This is a genomic window from Caballeronia jiangsuensis (genome assembly GCF_046030135.1).
Taxonomy (GTDB): domain Bacteria; phylum Pseudomonadota; class Gammaproteobacteria; order Burkholderiales; family Burkholderiaceae; genus Caballeronia; species Caballeronia jiangsuensis.
In genome coordinates this window covers 366,559-382,433 of the sequence record NZ_JAQQDB010000001.1, presented here as the reverse complement: position 1 = coordinate 382,433, position 15,875 = coordinate 366,559, and the positions used below count along the sequence as shown (strand labels likewise).

The window sequence follows — 15,875 nt, the reverse complement described above, 5'->3', positions numbered from 1 at the left end:
TCAGGACCCGGGCTTCGCGAACAGCGTGACTTCCACGCGCCGGTTGCGCGCGCGGCCGGCGAGCGAATCGTTCGGCGCGACGGGATCGGCTTCGCCCTTGCCTTCCGCCTTCAGACGCGCCGCCGGTACCGTGGCCGCGAGCAGGTCGCGCACGTTCGCGGCGCGCTCCTGCGACAGTTCCCAGTTCGACGGATAGCGCGCCGAGCGGATCGGCCGGTCGTCGGTGTGGCCGGTGACGAGCACGTTGCCCGGCACCGCCTTGAGCGCCGCCGCGATCCGTTCGATGAGCGGCCGCACCGCGTCCGACACTTCCGCGTTGCCGGGCCTGAAGACGTTGTCGCCGTGCAGCGTGACCACCGAACGGTCCACGCGATCATCGACGGCGAGCTGGCCATCGCGGATTTCCTGCGCGAGAAATTCGGCGAGACGCGGCCGCGCCGCCTGCGTGACGACGAGCGGCCGTTGCGCGCCCGCGCGGATCGACGCGAGCGTGTTGAACGCCGGATCGGACAGTTGCCCCAGGCGAAAGCTCATCGCCAGATACGCGAGCGTGAGCACCAGCAGCGCGAACGCGCCGGCGACCCACACCGGCAGCACGTCGGTCGTGCGGCGCCGGGCCGCGGGTACGCCTTCCCAGTGCGGCGAGAGCGCGCGTTCCGGCTCGCCGCGCTCCTTGCGGATCAGTTGATAGAGCCGCGCGCGGATCGCATCGAGCGCCTGCCTGCCTTGCGCCGCCACGCGATAGCGTCCCTCGAAGCCGAGCGCGAGCACCATGCTCGCCAGTTCCAGCAGATGCAGATGTTGCGCGGGCTTCTGCGCGAGCCGCGCGAGCAACTGGAACACTTTCTCGCCGCCCCACGCCTCGTTATGGAAGGTGACGAGCAGGCTCTGACGCGCCCACACGCCCGCGCCCCACGGCGTGCACGACGCGGCTTCGTCGAGCATCGTGCAGACGATGTAGCGCGCCGCCGTCACCTGTTCCGCCGCGACGCCGTTCACGCGCGCCTGCCCTTCGAAGCGGCGCACGCCGGCCGCGAGCGAATCGCGCAGCGCGGCGGGATCGGCGCACGCGCTCATCGTGCGGATGCGCGGCGCGAGCTGCAACAGCGGCGCGCACGCGGCGACCAGCGGATTGACCGCGCCGCCCTGCGCGAAGGCCGCGTCGAAGGCATGCGCGTTTGCATCGGGCGATGCCGCGCCGGGCGTGAACGGCCCCTGCGTGTTCCCGGTGCGGCGGCGCGCGCCGGGATTGGGCTTGATCATCGTCTGGTCGGATTCGAATCCGGCGAAGGGATCGTCGTCGTTCGTCATGTCGTCGGGAAACCTAATGATCAGTGGCGGATCGCCCAGCACTCCAGTTCCAGCGCCGGAAACTCGCCCGCGATGTACATCGCCAGATTGCCGGTCTGCTCCAGCTCCTTCCACAGTTCGCCGCCGCGATCCAGTTCGAAGTACGAATAGCCCGCGTGAAACGGAATCTGACGCGGCGCGACCGGCATCGCGCGCAATTCGATGCCCGGCAGCGCGAGATTCACCAGATCGCGCAGCTTTTCGGCGGGCGCGACCTTGACCTGCGTCGGGAAGCGCGTGCGCAGCGCCTCGCCCGGCATCTGCGCGCTCGCGGCGAGCACGAAGCCGGCGGTGCGCAGCAGTTCGAGATCGTTGATGACGGCGACACGCACGCCGGGCTTCCTGCTCTGCAATTCGATCGCGATGGCGTTCGGCTCCGGCACCTGCGCGAGCAGTTGCCGCACGTCGCGCATGAGCGGTTCGAAGGAACTGGCGAGATCGTCGTGGCGGTACGGCGGATAGGCGAGCACGCGGCGGCGCTCGTCGAAGGCGGCGAGATCGCCCGCGAGCGCGAGCGTCGTCTGATACAGGCGTTCGGGATGCAGGAGCGGCACCTGGAGCAGATGCGCGAACTGCGGCTCGAAGCGGTTCAGCGTCTGCAGCAGCAGGAAGTCCGCGATCTCGGAGACGCCGCCGCGACCCGGATTGGCGATGTGCCGCGCGAGCCGGTCCGCATGCTGATGCAGCAGCCCCGCGATTTCCTGTGCATGGCCGAGCAAACGCGCATCGGCGAGCGCGTGGAGCATCGGCGGGACATAGCGCGCGTCGAGCATCACGCGATTGTCCGCGCGCCGTTCCAGCACGCGCGCAATGCCGATGGTCGCGAAGGCGTCGGTGGCGTCGCGGGCGAGCATGAGCCGCAGGTTCGGCGCGCCGACGCGCATCTCGGCGACGCGGTCGGTGCTGGTCGTGACATCGGCGACGGCGGTGTCGGTCGTGCGATAGCGCAATGCGTCGGCGTGACCGTTGAGCGCCGGGGCCGTGCCGTCGGGATCGAACTCCTTCGCGCCGGAGCGTTCCAGCGGCAGCGCGAGCAGCACGGTTTCGTCGCGCGCGCCGGCGGGAATGTCGAGCGGCGGCGGCGCGGGGAAGTCGTCGGGAAAGGAGAACGCGGTGCCGTCGGGCAACACGCCGAACGCCTGCGCGAGCGCGATCTTGCCGAGCCCGAGCGCGACTTCATCGAGCATGACCGACGCCCAGCCCCACGACCACGCCTCGGTCGCACGCGCATGCGAGCGCACGAGATGCTCGATGAAGCGGTCGTGCTGCTGGAAATGCTGAGGTTCGAGAAACAGCCCCTCGGACCAGATCATGCGTTGGTGCCAGGTCATGGTGGCGTATCCGCTTCGCGTGGGTTCGGCGTTCCGCTCGCGCATTGCCGCTGCATGGCGCGAGCGCTCCGCTCATAGAACGATCCAGCGGCGCGAATTTGCAAAGCGGCGCGGGGCGGATTCACTTCGCCTTCTTCTTCGACGGCGGCGGCGGGGGAGCGGGCTTCGCTGCGATCGACACATCGGCGGCGTCGATGCTCACGCTCATGATCGTCGTCTGGTTCGGCGGCACGGGCGCGGTCGCCCGCCAGCGCGAGCGCTCGATATCGCGATACGCCGCCACGACCGCGATGAACTTCGTGCCCGGCTGCACTGGCTGCTCGACGCTCTGCTTATCGCCGGGCTTGAGCAGGAACTCGTTCTTCGCATTGAGATCCGCGCCCAGGGTCGCCTGATCCTTGCCGTAGAGCGTGAAGAAGTCGGCGCTGTCGAAGGCGGCGGTCGCCTTCAACTCGTACACGCGCACGAGCACGGGCGAGGGACGGCCGCTGCGATCCGGATTGACCTTTTCGATGGCGTTCACGTCGATATGCACGATCGTCGGCGGCGGGGGAGGAGGCGGCGGCGGCGACTTGCACGCCGTGACGGCCAATGTGCACATCAGGACGACGGGCGCGACGGCGCGCGCGGCAATGAAGCGCATGAAGCGCCCGAAGCGTGAAATCGGCTCGACGTTGCTCATGGTTCGTCCGTATGCCTGCCAACACAGCAGCAGACGAACGGCGCCGCTGCATTTTTCAAACCGGCCGCAATGGATCGTCTACTCGTGACACCGCCGCGAACGTTTGCCGCTCGCGTCGAAACAAAAGCCGGGGTCCATCGAGGAGCGCATCTGTGAAACCGATCGAGCGGATCGCGTCGGCCTGTATCGAGGCCGATGCACACGCGCCCATGAGCGGCGCGGCCAAACGGGTCGACATTTTGTTCGCGCTGCTTACGATGCTGGCGCTGAGTGCGCCCGCCGTTCATGCGCAGGCCGCGCCGGGCGTATCCGGATCGGCATGCGCGCCGGATGCCGCCAGCTTTCAGCTCGCGTCGAACGATCTGCACGAACCGAGCATGCAGCTCGCGCAGAACGACGCGCCTGCCGGACAACCCGCGCGAGGTGCGCGCAACGCGCCGGACACGAAGGAAACGCACGCCGCGTCCTCATCGGATGCCGCGCAAGGCGCGCCGCTCACGAGCGCGGCGCGCGACGCCGAAGCCCGCGTGCGCGACGCCGAAACTATCGCGACGCTTTCGAAGGAAGGCCAACTGCTGCTCGCGCGCGATCAGGTCAAGCTCGACGGCTATGCGTACTGCAGCATGTCGGTGGCGGCGGCGGAGCGCGGCGACTTCCGCGAGAGCATCGAGGCGGCGTCGCGCGCGCTCGTCGTCGCGAAGGAGACGGACAACGCCAATCTCGCCGCGCTGTCGCGCCGCGATCTCGCGATCGCCTACAGCTACGCGGGCGATCTCGACGACGCCGCGCGCTACGCGAAAGAAGCGCTCGCCGCGGGCGAGAAGAATCCGCAGCAAGTGCTCGCGCCCGCGCACAAGGTGCTCGGCGACATCGCGGCGCGGCGCGGCGATGCGGCGGCGGCGCTTGCCGAATATCGCGCGGCGCTGGATGCGGCGTCGCCGCGCTATCGGCCGCTGGTGCTGCTGTCGATCACCAATGCGCAGATCGCGGGCGGCGATGCGGCGGGCGCGCGCGCGACCTTCGAGCAGACCGGCGATGTCGATGGCACGCTGCTCGCGCCGCTCAGGAAACGTATCGAAGGCAATCTGCTGCTCGCCGAGAACAAGCCCGAGCAGGCGCTCGCCGCGTTCTCCGCGAGCGCAGCGAAGGGCGGCGGTTCGGATGCCAGCTACGACAATCTGTGGGCGCACGAAGGCATGGGTCGCGCGTATCTCGCGCTCGGCAAGCGCAAGGAAGCCCGCGATGCGTGGCTCGCCGCGCTCGACGATTCCGAATCGATCCGCGCGCGCTTTCGCAGCGACGAGTTCAAGACCGGCCTCTTCTCCGACACGCAGACGGTCTTCGAGGAAACCATCGCGCTGGTCGTGGAGGACGGCGACTATCCGCTCGCGTGGACGCTGTCGGAACGCAGCCGCAGCCGCGCGCTGCTCGACGTGGTGCGCAACCGGCTCGACAAGAACGTCGATGAAACGCAGCTCAACGGCCGCACGCTTTCGCTCGCCGACGTGCGCGCCACGCTCGCGCCCGGCGAGGCGATCGTCGAATATCACGGGCTGCCCGACCGGATGATCGCGTGGGTCGTGCGCGCCGATGGCATCACGGGCTTCACGCTGCCGATCAAGCGCCACGACATGACGCTCGCCGTGAGCGACTTCCGCAACGCGATCATTCGCGGCAAGCCGCAAGCGATCGCCTACGGCACGAAGCTCGATGCGCTGCTGATCGAGCCGCTTGACCTGCGTGCCGACGAGCGGCTCATCATCGTGCCGAACGGGGCGCTGCACTACATGCCGTTCCAGGCGCTCAAAAATGCGCAGGGCTTTCTGATCCAGCGTCACGCGATCTCGCTCGCGCCTTCGGCGAGCGTCGCGGTGCAGCTCGTGCGCCGCCAGCAGCACATCGCGAGCAATCTCGTCGCGTTCGGCAATCCGCGTATCGGGCCGGAGTACGAACTGCCGTCGGCGGAGGCGGAAGTGCGCGCCATCGGCCCGCTGTTCGCGCGCAACGAGACCTTCCTGCGCAGCGACGTGACGCGCAAGGCGTTCGACGACAACGCGCCGGCCGGCCGCATCGTGCATGTGGCGACGCACGCGCAGGCGGACACCATCGATCCGCTGCACTCGCGCGTGCTGCTCGCGCCTTCGAGCCAGCCCGCCGATGGCCCCGACCCGCTGCTCGCCGCCGACATCTACAACCTCAAGCTCGACACGGTGGCGCTCGTCACGCTGTCCGCGTGCGAGACGGCGCTCGGGCGCGTCGGGCGCGGCGACGAAATCATGGGCTTCACGCGCGCGTTCTTCTATGCGGGCGCATCGGCGCTGCTGGTGTCGATGTGGCCGGTCGCCGACGAATCGACCGAACTCACGATGCGCACCTTCTATGGCTCGCTCACGAAGGGCGAGCAGGCGATCGACGCGATGCGCGACGCCCAGCTCGCGGTGCTCGCCAACAGCCGTTTCGCCCATCCGTTCTACTGGGCGCCGTTCGATCTGATGGGCAACTGGCGGCTTTCGGTCGCCCGCTGAGTTTCGTCCGACGCCGTGCCGCGCCGGTCCCGATGAGGATGTCGCCGTGAACCATGCCATGAAAACCGAACTTCCCGCCCGGCGTTTGCCTTCGCGTCTGCGTCCGCGCCGTCTCGTGCGCATGGCGGGCGCGAGCCTCGCCTGCGCGAGCGCGATCACGGCGTGGGCGCAGCAGGTGCCGCTGCCCGGCACGGCGCAGGTGCCGAGCGCGGGCACGCTGCTCAACGAGCAGCCGCGCCCGCCCGTCACCGCGCCGCCGCCCGGCGGCGGGGCCAACGCGCTCCCCGCGCCGATCGCGCCGCCCGAGCCCGTGCCCGAGGGCAAGAAGTTCGTGCTCAAGAGCATCCGCCTCGCGGGCAACGAGACCTTGCCCGCCGAGACACTGCTCGCGCCCGTCGCCGACAGGATCGGTCAGGAAGTGTCCATCAACGATCTCAACGCGATGGCCGCGCGCGTCGCGCAGGTGTATCGCGATCGCGGCTATCCGCTCGCGCAGGTCGTGATTCCGCCGCAGGACGTGACCGAAGGCGATGTCACCTTCACGGTGCTCGAAGGCAAGATCGGGCGCGTGCGGCTGACCTTGGCGCCGGGCGCGCCGATCAAGGAGTCGCTCGTGCGCGCGCGGCTCGCCGCGATCGAGCCGGGCAAGCCGCTCAGGCAAGGCGAGCTCGAACGCACGATGCTGCTGCTCTCGGACGTGCCCGGCATCAAGGTGAGCTCGGCGCTGGAGTCGGGCAGCGCGCCCGGCACCGTCGATCTGAACGTGACCGTCGAGGCCGCGCGCCGCTACGACTTCGCGCTCGCCGGCGACAACTACGGCTCCGCGCCCGCCGGACGCTGGCGTCTGGGCGCGGTCGGCCGGCTGGCGTCGCCGTTCGGCATAGGCGACAACCTCGACGTGAACCTGCTCGCCGCCGAGCGCGCGGACACGCTCTACGGGCGCGTCGGCTATGACGCGCCGGTCGACGCCAACGGCACGCGTCTCGGGATCGCGTACTCGCATCTCTATTACTACCTCGGGCAGGACTTCTCGGCGCTGCAGGCGCACGGCAACGCCGATGTGGTCACGGCGTCGGTCACGCATCCGCTGATCCGCTCGCGCAGCCAGAACCTGCTGTTGCGCGGCGCGCTGGAGTATCGCTCGCTCACGGACAAGATCGATACCGTCAACTTCGACAATCCGCAGAAGCTGTATGTGGCGAGCGTCGGGCTGTCGTACGAGAGCCGCGACAGCTTTCTTGGCGGCGGCTTCAACAGCGCCGACCTGCAACTGGCCTTCGCACACCTGAATATCGATTCGACGGCCGGGCAGCTGATCGATCAGGGTCCGGGAGGCCGCGATACCGCGGGCAACAGCGTGCGCATGATCATGCAGGCCAACCGCCTCAATGCGATCACGCCGAAGACGAGCTTCTTCGTCGGCGTGTCGGGGCAGTGGGCCAACCAGAACCTCGACAGCTCGTCGCGCTTCGCGCTCGGCGGGCCGAAGGCGGTGCGCGCGTACTCGCCGTCGGAGGCGATCGTCGACGAAGGACTGGTCGCGACGGCCTCGTTGCGCTACGCCGTGATTCCGACGCTGACGCTCTCCGCCTTCTTCGATATCGGCGTGGGCCGCTACAACGCGCGCTCGGTCCCGGGACAGGGCGCCAACACCGTCACGCGCAGCGGGGCGGGCCTGGGCCTCTTCTGGAACGCGCCTTACGGCATCACCGTGGACGCCAGCGTGGCGTGGCGCACCACCCGCGCCGACAGCACCGGCGATGACAAGGTGCCGCGCGTATATGTTCAGGTTTCCAAATCGTTTTAGCTGATCAACGCCGCATCGGAGCGGTCAGACAGGAGTTCGACATGAGCGACGACATCAGCCTTCGGACCCGCCGGCATCGCCGGGAGTGGGAGCGAGCGATCCGGCGGCTTGCCAGGCGCGCGGCGCGCCATGCGGGCATCGACGTCAAGCCGGCCGCGCTGTTGCCGCTGATCGCGCTGGTGGCCGCGCCCGGCGTACTCGCGCTGCCAGGCGGCGGGCAGGTGGTGACCGGCAACGTGAGCATCAGCCAGCCCGATCCGCACACGATGACGATCACGCAGGGCATGCAGAAGGGCATCGTCAACTGGAATTCGTTTTCGATCGGCGGGAACGAGACGGTGAACATAGCGCAGCCCTCGCCGCAGGCGGTGCTGCTCAATCGCGTGACGGGCGGCGAGGCGAGCAACATTGCCGGGCATCTCAACGCGAACGGGCGGGTGTTTCTCGTCAATCCGGCGGGCGTGCTGTTCACGCGCGGCGCGTCGGTGAACGTGGGTTCGATCGTCGCCTCGACGCTCGGCATTTCGGACAGCGATTTTCTCGCGGGCAAGTATCGCTTCACGAGCGCGCAGAACGCGGGCGGGCTCGTGCGCAACGAAGGCACGATCACGGCGAGCGAGCGCGGCACGGTCGCGCTGCTCGGCGCGCAAGTGGACAACAGCGGCACGGTGAGCGCGAAGCTCGGCACCGTCGCGATGGGCGCGGGCAGCGACATCACGCTCGATTTCGCGGGCGACGGCCTCACCATGCTCAAGATCGACGGCCCGGCGGCGCAGGCGCTCGCGAGCAACTCGGGCGTGCTTCAGGCCGACGGCGGCCAGGTGATGATGTCGGTGCAGACCGCCGATGCGCTCGCCTCCACCGTGCTGAACCAGACCGGCACGGTGCGGGCGCGGAGTGTGGCGGAGCGCAACGGGCGCATCGTGCTCGATGGCGGCAACGCGGGCCTGACGGAAGTGAGGGGCAGCGTCGATGCGACCGGCGGCGCGGGCCTTGCCGGCGGCAGGATCGATATCACCGGGCATCACGTCGAACTGAAGAGCCCCGTGTTCGATGACGAGGGCAAATTGCTGCAGCAGGGCGCGACCATCGACGCGAGCGGCGGCGCGGGCGGCGGGCGCGTGCGCGTGGGCGGCGGCTCCGCGGGAAAGGCCACCGATATCCACAACGCCGATGCCGTGTGGATGGGGCCGGGCGCGCAAATCCACGCGGATGCGCTCGACAGCGGCGACGGCGGCAACGTCGTGGTCTACGGCACGAACGCGGCGCGCGTGTACGGCACGCTCACGGCGCGCGGCGGGAACGTGGCGGGCAACGGCGGTCTGATCGAGACGTCGGGGCGGTTTCTGGATGTGGCGGGCGCGAATATCGATGCATCGTCACTGCATGGCATAGGCGGGACGTGGCTGCTCGATCCGTACGACGTGACGATCACGTCGACCAGCATCGACAGCGGCGGCGGGCCGAATTTTTCCGCGTCGTCGGACCTCTCGACGATCTCGGTCGGCACGATCAACAACCGTTTGAACGCGGGGACGTCGGTCACCATCAATACCGGGACGGGCGGCACGCAGAGCGGCGATATCACGCTGCAAGGCATGATCGACAAGTTTCAGGGCAACGCGGCGACGCTGACTTTGCTCGCCGCGCGCTCGATCATCATCGACAGCACGGCGGAGGGAAGCGGCGGGGCGGGGATCATCTCGTCGCAGGCAAGCACCGCGCCGGCCAGCCCGCTGTCGGTCGTGCTGACGGCGAACACCGCGGGTCACACCGACGGCACCGCGCAAGTCCTGCTGCGCGGATCGGAAGGCAATGCGCCGCTGCAGTTCTTCACCAATGGCGGCGACGTCACCATAGGCGGGCAGGCGGGCGGCGTCGCGCCGCGCGTCGTGGTCGACAACGTCAACATGGACACGCGCACGCGCACGGATACGCTGTCGGGGGACGGAGCCGTCCAGATCGGCACGGATGCGCCGAGCGGCCGGATCTCGATCAATGGTTCTGCCCCGGTGGACGCGGTCGGCGACGCGCGCGGCCTTGGCTACGGCGTGAATGTCGAAGGCGGGTCCACGCTGCAAACGACGACCGGCGCGATCGCGCTGACCGGCGACGGCGTGACGGGCGGCGTGAAGGTCGGCGGCAGCGCCGGCAACAGCACGCGCGCCTCCAGCATCACTTCGACGACGGGCGAAATCAGCCTGAACGGCACGGGATCATCGGCAGGAACCGGCGTGGTTCTCACCGGCGCGAACGTGAGTTCGGGCGCCGGCGCGATCACGGTGACGGGCACGGGCGGGACCAGCGGCGCGAGCACCGGCGTGGCCATGAGCGGCGGCAGCCTCTCGACGACGACGGGCAACGTCACGCTCACCGGCAACTCGTCCACGGGCGTCGGAGTCGCGATCAACGGCGCAACCGTCGATGCGACCGGCGGCGCGATCACGGTTTCGGGCACGGGCTCCTCGCAAGGCGTGGCGCTTTCCGACGGCGCGCTCAGATCCGCCACCGGCAATCTCTCGGTCATCGGCAACTCGGCGGCGGGCAACGCCGTCTCCATCAGCGACGCGACCCTCTCCACGTCCGCCGGCGCAATCTCGGTAACGGGCACCGGCCTCGCAGGCGGCGTCACGCTCTCGAGCACGGACGTCGGCTCGGTGACGGGCAATGTGACCATCGACGGCACCTCCGCGGACGGCATCGGCGTCGCGCTCGATCAGGCGACGCTTACGTCCCGCAGCGGCGCGTTCTCGCTGACGGGACACGGCGGCGCGGGCGGCGTCTCGGCGCAATCGGGCAGCATCGAGCCGGGTTCCGGCAACGTCACGATCGACGGCACCGCGCTCGCCTCCGGATCGGTCGCACGCGCGGACGGGGTCTCGCTCTCCGGGATGCCGATCACCACGACGGGCGGCATCACCATTCGCGGCCACGCCGCACTCGATGGCCCGCTTGGCGGCGGCGTGACCATCGAGGGAGCGGGCGAGGGCAACATCACGCTGCGTTCGGGCCTGCCCGGCATCCGCGTCTACGGCAGCGGCAACGGCTACGAAGGCGTCTCGACCTCGGCGGGCGGCGTGGACAGCGGCCGGGGCGTCTTCTTCGTCGCGTCCAACGGCAACGGCACCGGTGGCCCGATCGACATTCGCGGCGTGACCAACGGCACGGAAATCACCGCGTCGGGCGCCGATGCGCGCTTTCATTCGGGCGTGAAGCTCGTCAACGCGAGCCTCGACGGCTCGGACATCACGCTCGCCGGCTCCATCTCCGGCGGCGCGACGGTGGAACTGGCGGGGCTGCAGATCATCGATTCCAGCGTGGGCTCGACGGCCACGAAGACGCTCACGCTGCGCGCGTCGAACACTCCCGCGAACACGTCGTCCATTGCGTTCGATACCGGCTCGACCTCGCTCGATGCACGCTCGACGCTGGCCGCGCCCCAAGGCACGCTCGTGCTCGCGCCGGGCAGCGTGTCGGCGACCGCGTTCGACATCGCCGCCGACGATGCCGCGCCGATCAGCATCGGCGTGGCGGGCGCGACCGGGCGCGGCTTCACCATCGACAGCACGCTGGGCACCCGCTTCACGACGAGCGTCGACAACATCTATATCGGCTCGGCGTCGCACACCGGGCATATCGCGGTCGGCGCCACGTGCGCCGCCGCGCCGTGCGCGGGCCTGCCGACCTTCGGCAATCTGACGGTCGCCAACGGCGGCGCGGGCAGCCAGGGCATTTCCTTGCTCTCGGGCATTTCGCTGGGCGGGAAGCTCACGCTCGATTCCGCCGGACCCGTGACGCAAGCGGCGCCGATTGGCGCGGTCGGGCTCCTGCTCACCGGGCCGGGCACGTTCACCCTGACCAACGCGAACAACGTCTTCGGGCCGGTCACGCTCGTCGGCACCGGCAATACGTCTCTCAGCGGCACGAGCCTGACGCTCGACAGTGGCAGCGGAACTGAATTCGATGCGGCCACCAACGCCTTCAGGACGATCGACGGCACAACCCGCTCGACGCTCGCGGGCAACCTGACGCTCACATCGACGAGCGGCGATATCGAGATCGGAACGCCGCTCCAGAACGCATCGGGCCACGACATCACGCTCGATCTGCACAGCGCCGATTCCGTCACCATCGGCTCGAACATCACCTCGACGCTCGGCGCGCTCAACCTCGTCGCCGACGCGCTGAACGAAGTGTTCGTCGGCGGTTTCGCGAGCGGCGACGGCACGGCTTCGCGCGTCGCCATCCAGACCAACGGCGGCAACGTGACGCTGACCGGGCATGGCGCCACCGTGACCACGTCGGACGGCCCGGCCAGCACCACCGGCGCGGGCGTCGTGCTGCGTCTGGCCGACATCGATACGCGCACGGGCGCGGCGAACGACACGCCGACGGCAACAGGCGGCGGCGTGACGATCCACGGCACCATGCCCGCGCCAGCCGGCGCCGCCGGATCGTTCCTGGGCACGCGCGCGGGCATCGAAGTCAACGACGCGACGATCGCGACCGGCAGCGGCGACGTCACCCTCGTCGGGCAGAGCCTGAATCCCGGAGTGAATCCGGGCGGCGGCGTGGTGCTGGGCGATGCCGCGCAGTTCAAGTCCGGGCCGGGCGGTCCCGCGCGCATCACCACGGGCACCGGCGCGATCCGCATTTACGGCACCGGCAGCGGCCCCGGCTATGCCGGCGTGACCGTGACGGACGGCGCGTCGATCACGAGCGCGGGCGGTCTCATCGACATACGCGGCAGCAGCGCGAGCGTCTACGACATCACCGGCGCGAGCGCGTCTTCGCCTACTTATGGGGTGCTGCTGTTGAACGGCTCGATCAACGCGAGCGCGCCGTCCGGCACGGTTTCGATCGCCGGCTCGACGCCCAGCGCCGATGCGGGCATCGCATACGGCGCCGTGCCGCTGCCGGGCTTCCCGCCGCTGACGGCCGGGCCGTTCTCGATCACGACGGGTGAGGGCGGCGTCATCTCGCTGCGGGCGTCCAACAACGGCACGGCCACGAGTCTCTTGGGCCGCGTCGGCGCGGGCTCGATCGATCCGAAGGGCGGCACGCTCGCGATCTCGGCTGGATCGGTCGATCCGTCGAGCTTCAACGTGACCGCGCTGAATGGCGTGCCGATCACGCTCTTCGGCACGAGCGCGACGCCGGGCCTCTCCATCGACAACGCCACGTATCAGACCTTCTCGACCAGCCTGCAAACTCTCGTGCTCGGCTCGCCGACGCAGACGGAGCGCATCACGGTCGCGGGACCGTGCGCGGGCGGCGCGGGCTGCGCCACGCGTCCGGCGGTCGCGACGAGCCTCACGCTCGAAAACACGGGCGCCGGCAGTCAGGGCATCGACCTGCCTTCCGGCATCGCGCTGCCGGCCAACGCCACGCTCGCGCTCGACACGACCGGCACGGTCAGCGATCCGGGCGGCGTTCAGGCCGGCACGCTGGTGCTCGCGGGCGGCGGCGTCTTCAATCTGCTCGATCCGAACGACGTCGATACGCTTGTCATCGCGGGCGCGGGCACCGTGAACTTCAGGAACGCGGGCAGCTTCACGATCGGCGCCGGCAGCGCGAACGGCGTCGATGCGAACGGCCGCGTCGTGCCGATCGGCGGCCAGCCGGGCACGCTCACGGGCAATCTCGTCGCGATTTCCGACAACGGCCAGGTCACGCTCGGCGCGCCGAACGCGCCGCTGAATCTGCAGGCGGGCGGGAGCATCGACCTCGTGATGGAGAACGCATTCTTCGCCAATCCGTACGGGAGCACGCTGGGCGCGGGCAACGCGTGGCGCGTGTGGGCCATGACGTGGCAAGGGGAGAACCGCAATGGCATCGATCCGCGCGGCCCGCTGCCGAACTTCTATGGCTGCGTCTACGGCGGCGTGTGCGGCTGGAACGGCCGGCAGTCGATGGATGTCGTGTCGGGCAACGGCAATCATTTCGTGTACACGCAGCGGCCGGCGATCACCGTCGATATCGGCAATCAGGATCGTTACGCCGGGCAGGATAACCAGCCGTTCAGCTACTCGTCAGGGCAGCGCTTTCTGAGCGGCGATCAGCAGGGCAACGTGCTCGCCGGTTCGATGAGTTCGCCGGCGAACCGCAATTCGGCCCCCGGAACATACGCGATCAACGGCACGTTCTCGTCGGCCGTGGGCTACGACGTGACCGTCGTTCCCGGCACGCTCACGGTGATGGCGCCGCCCCCGCCCCCGCCGCCGCCTCCACCGCCGCCCCCGCCTCTCGAAGGCGCGGTCTTCAACCGCACCGGCCTGCAACCGCTCTTCACCGCGCAGGAGCAGAGCTTCGTCTACGAGAGCAACCTCGGCGGCGTCAATGTCTGCGTCGGCACGAGCGAGCCGATCCTTGCCTTGCAGCAGTCCGAAGGACCCGCCGATTCGCTCGCCTCCGAATGGAAGCGCGTGCGCTCGCGGCCGAACCTGAACAACTGTCTGGTCGTGAACGGCCAGCACGGCTGCGGCGAATTCTGAGAACGGAGCCGTGATGATCGATGTAGAACCGCTGCTCGCGCCAGCCGAAACGATGCCGCCCGCCGGCGTCGATCTCGAATACGATCCGGCGTTCCTCGCGTTCGAGGCGCTCGCGCGCGGCAATCCCGAGCGCCAGTTCGAGGCGCTCGCCGAACCGACCGCGTGGCCCGATGTGCTCGAAGAGTCGCGGGCGCTGCTCGCGAAGTCGAAGGATCTGCGCATCGCCGTGGTCTACGCGCGGGCGGCCGCGCGCGTGCACGGCCTCGCGGGTTTTCATGCGGGGCTGCGGCTTCTGACGGGCTTGTTCGAGCGCTACTGGGACAACCTCTATCCGCCGCTCGATGCCGACGACGACAACGATCCCGTGCTGCGCGTCAACGCGCTCGCGCCTCTCGCGGACGCCTACACGCCCTTCGCGGAAGCCGAAACCCTGCTGCACGACCTGCGCGAGACCGAAGTGTGCCGCGCGCGCGGCGAGCGGCTGACGGTGCGCGACATCCTGATCGCGCAGGGCAGGCTCATGGCGGCCGAAGGGGCGAGCGCCGCGACGCCCGCGCGGGTCGAAGGCATGCTCGCCGATGCGCTCGCGCAGGATCGCGACGTCTTCGCCGCGGGCATCGATCTGCCGCGCGTGGTGCAGACGCTCGGCATCGTCATGACCGGGCGGCTCGGCGCGGAGCGTACGCCGCTCATCGAAAAGATGATGGACACGGCGCGCTGGATCGCCACGCAGTTGCGCGCGGCGGCGCAGCCGGATGCGTCGGAGCCGGCCGATGCGGCTCCTCTCGGCGCGATGGCTACTACGTCGGCAAGCGCGCCCCGCGTGGCGGCGCGTCCCGGCGAGATCGCGACGCGCGAGGACGCCATCGCACTGCTCGACGCGGTCTGCGCGTTTCTCGAACGCACCGAGCCTGCGCATCCCGCGCCGCTTTTGATCCGGCGCGCGCGCGGGTGGCTCGGCAAGGACTTCCTCTCCGTGATGCAGGACCTGGCGCCGGAGAGCCTCACGCAGATTCATCTGATCGCGGGAACCAGGCCGCGTTGACCGCGCGGGCCGCAACCCGCTTTAAAACAAGCCACGCGTGAATCGTCTTCCAGGCGTGGCTCATGCACATGCACAGGAGGCCTCATGGCAACCAGCAGTCAGAAGTTCATCGCCCGCAATCGCGCGCCGCGCGTGCAGATCGAATACGACGTCGAGACTTACGGCAGCGAGAAGAAGATCCAGCTTCCGTTCGTGATGGGCGTCATGGCCGACCTCTCCGGCAAGCCCGCCGAAGCGCTGCCGCCCGTCGAGCAGCGCAAGTTCCAGGAAATCGACATCGACAACTTCGACAGCCGCATGAAGGCGATGCAGCCGCGCGTCGCGTTCCAGGTGCCCAACAAGCTGACGGGCGAGGGCAATCTGAGCGTCGATATCACCTTCGATACGCTCGACGATTTTTCTCCCGCCGCCGTCGCGCGCAAGGTCGACTCGCTCTCGAAGCTGCTGGAGGCGCGCACGCAACTCGCCAATCTCGTCATCTTCATGGATGGCAAGAACGGCGCGGAGGAACTGATCGCGCGCGTGCTCGACGATCCCGCGCTGCTCAAGACGCTCGCGACCGCGACGCCCGACAAGGCCGCCGCCAACGACGCTTCGACCCCAGCCGCCGCGCCCGCCGCCGAGTGAGCACATCGCGCAAG

Annotated in this window: 8 protein-coding genes; 5 read left to right on the top strand and 3 right to left on the bottom strand. The window is 69.2% G+C overall.

Annotated features, from left to right (window positions below):
- From PQR08_RS01640 to tssJ, 3 genes are all read right to left on the bottom strand, one after another.
- Positions 1–1,311 carry a DotU family type VI secretion system protein gene (locus tag PQR08_RS01640; protein ID WP_250486743.1) on the bottom strand — a complete coding sequence of 437 codons (1,311 nt, stop codon included), beginning with the start codon at positions 1,309–1,311 and terminating at the stop codon, positions 1–3.
- A gap of 20 nt (positions 1,312–1,331) precedes the next feature.
- Positions 1,332–2,681: a type VI secretion system baseplate subunit TssK gene (gene tssK / locus PQR08_RS01635; protein WP_238214148.1), complete on the bottom strand. Its 1,350-nt coding sequence runs from the start codon at positions 2,679–2,681 to the stop codon at positions 1,332–1,334.
- Between the two features lie 121 nt (positions 2,682–2,802).
- Positions 2,803–3,363, bottom strand: a complete 561-nt coding sequence (gene tssJ / locus PQR08_RS01630) for a type VI secretion system lipoprotein TssJ (RefSeq protein WP_250486744.1) — start codon at positions 3,361–3,363, stop codon at positions 2,803–2,805.
- Positions 3,364–3,515: 152 nt separating this feature from the next.
- On the opposite strand from tssJ, the gene PQR08_RS01625 reads away from it, so the two are divergent.
- The 5 genes from PQR08_RS01625 (at position 3,516) to tssB (ending at position 15,861) form a co-directional block, all read left to right on the top strand.
- Positions 3,516–5,888, top strand: a complete 2,373-nt coding sequence (locus PQR08_RS01625) for a CHAT domain-containing protein (protein WP_250486745.1) — start codon at positions 3,516–3,518, stop codon at positions 5,886–5,888.
- 58 nt (positions 5,889–5,946) lie between these two features.
- Complete coding sequence (locus PQR08_RS01620) at positions 5,947–7,695, top strand: ShlB/FhaC/HecB family hemolysin secretion/activation protein (protein ID WP_250486746.1); 1,749 nt, start codon at positions 5,947–5,949, stop codon at positions 7,693–7,695.
- Positions 7,696–7,736: 41 nt separating this feature from the next.
- Positions 7,737–14,189 (top strand): two-partner secretion domain-containing protein, encoded by a 6,453-nt coding sequence (locus PQR08_RS01615; protein ID WP_408161001.1) that lies wholly within the window; start codon positions 7,737–7,739, stop codon positions 14,187–14,189.
- A gap of 13 nt (positions 14,190–14,202) precedes the next feature.
- On the top strand, positions 14,203–15,234 hold the full coding sequence (tssA, locus tag PQR08_RS01610; protein ID WP_250486748.1) for a type VI secretion system protein TssA: 1,032 nt from the start codon (positions 14,203–14,205) through the stop codon (positions 15,232–15,234).
- Positions 15,235–15,318: 84 nt separating this feature from the next.
- Positions 15,319–15,861, top strand: coding sequence for a type VI secretion system contractile sheath small subunit (gene tssB, locus PQR08_RS01605; RefSeq protein ID WP_238286661.1), 543 nt, complete (start codon positions 15,319–15,321; stop codon positions 15,859–15,861).
- Positions 15,862–15,875 lie beyond the last annotated feature (14 nt).

Bases quoted from the DNA above. Each gene is read 5' to 3' on its own strand.
- tssB (WP_238286661.1), top strand. From the start codon at position 15,319: ATGGCAACCAGCAGTCAGAAGTTCATCGCCCGCAATCGCGCGCCGCGC.
- PQR08_RS01615 (WP_408161001.1), top strand. From the start codon at position 7,737: ATGAGCGACGACATCAGCCTTCGGACCCGCCGGCATCGCCGGGAGTGG.
- tssA (WP_250486748.1), top strand. From the start codon at position 14,203: ATGATCGATGTAGAACCGCTGCTCGCGCCAGCCGAAACGATGCCGCCC.
- tssK (WP_238214148.1), bottom strand. From the start codon at position 2,681: ATGACCTGGCACCAACGCATGATCTGGTCCGAGGGGCTGTTTCTCGAA.
- PQR08_RS01640 (WP_250486743.1), bottom strand. From the start codon at position 1,311: ATGACGAACGACGACGATCCCTTCGCCGGATTCGAATCCGACCAGACG.
- tssJ (WP_250486744.1), bottom strand. From the start codon at position 3,363: ATGAGCAACGTCGAGCCGATTTCACGCTTCGGGCGCTTCATGCGCTTC.
- PQR08_RS01620 (WP_250486746.1), top strand. From the start codon at position 5,947: ATGAAAACCGAACTTCCCGCCCGGCGTTTGCCTTCGCGTCTGCGTCCG.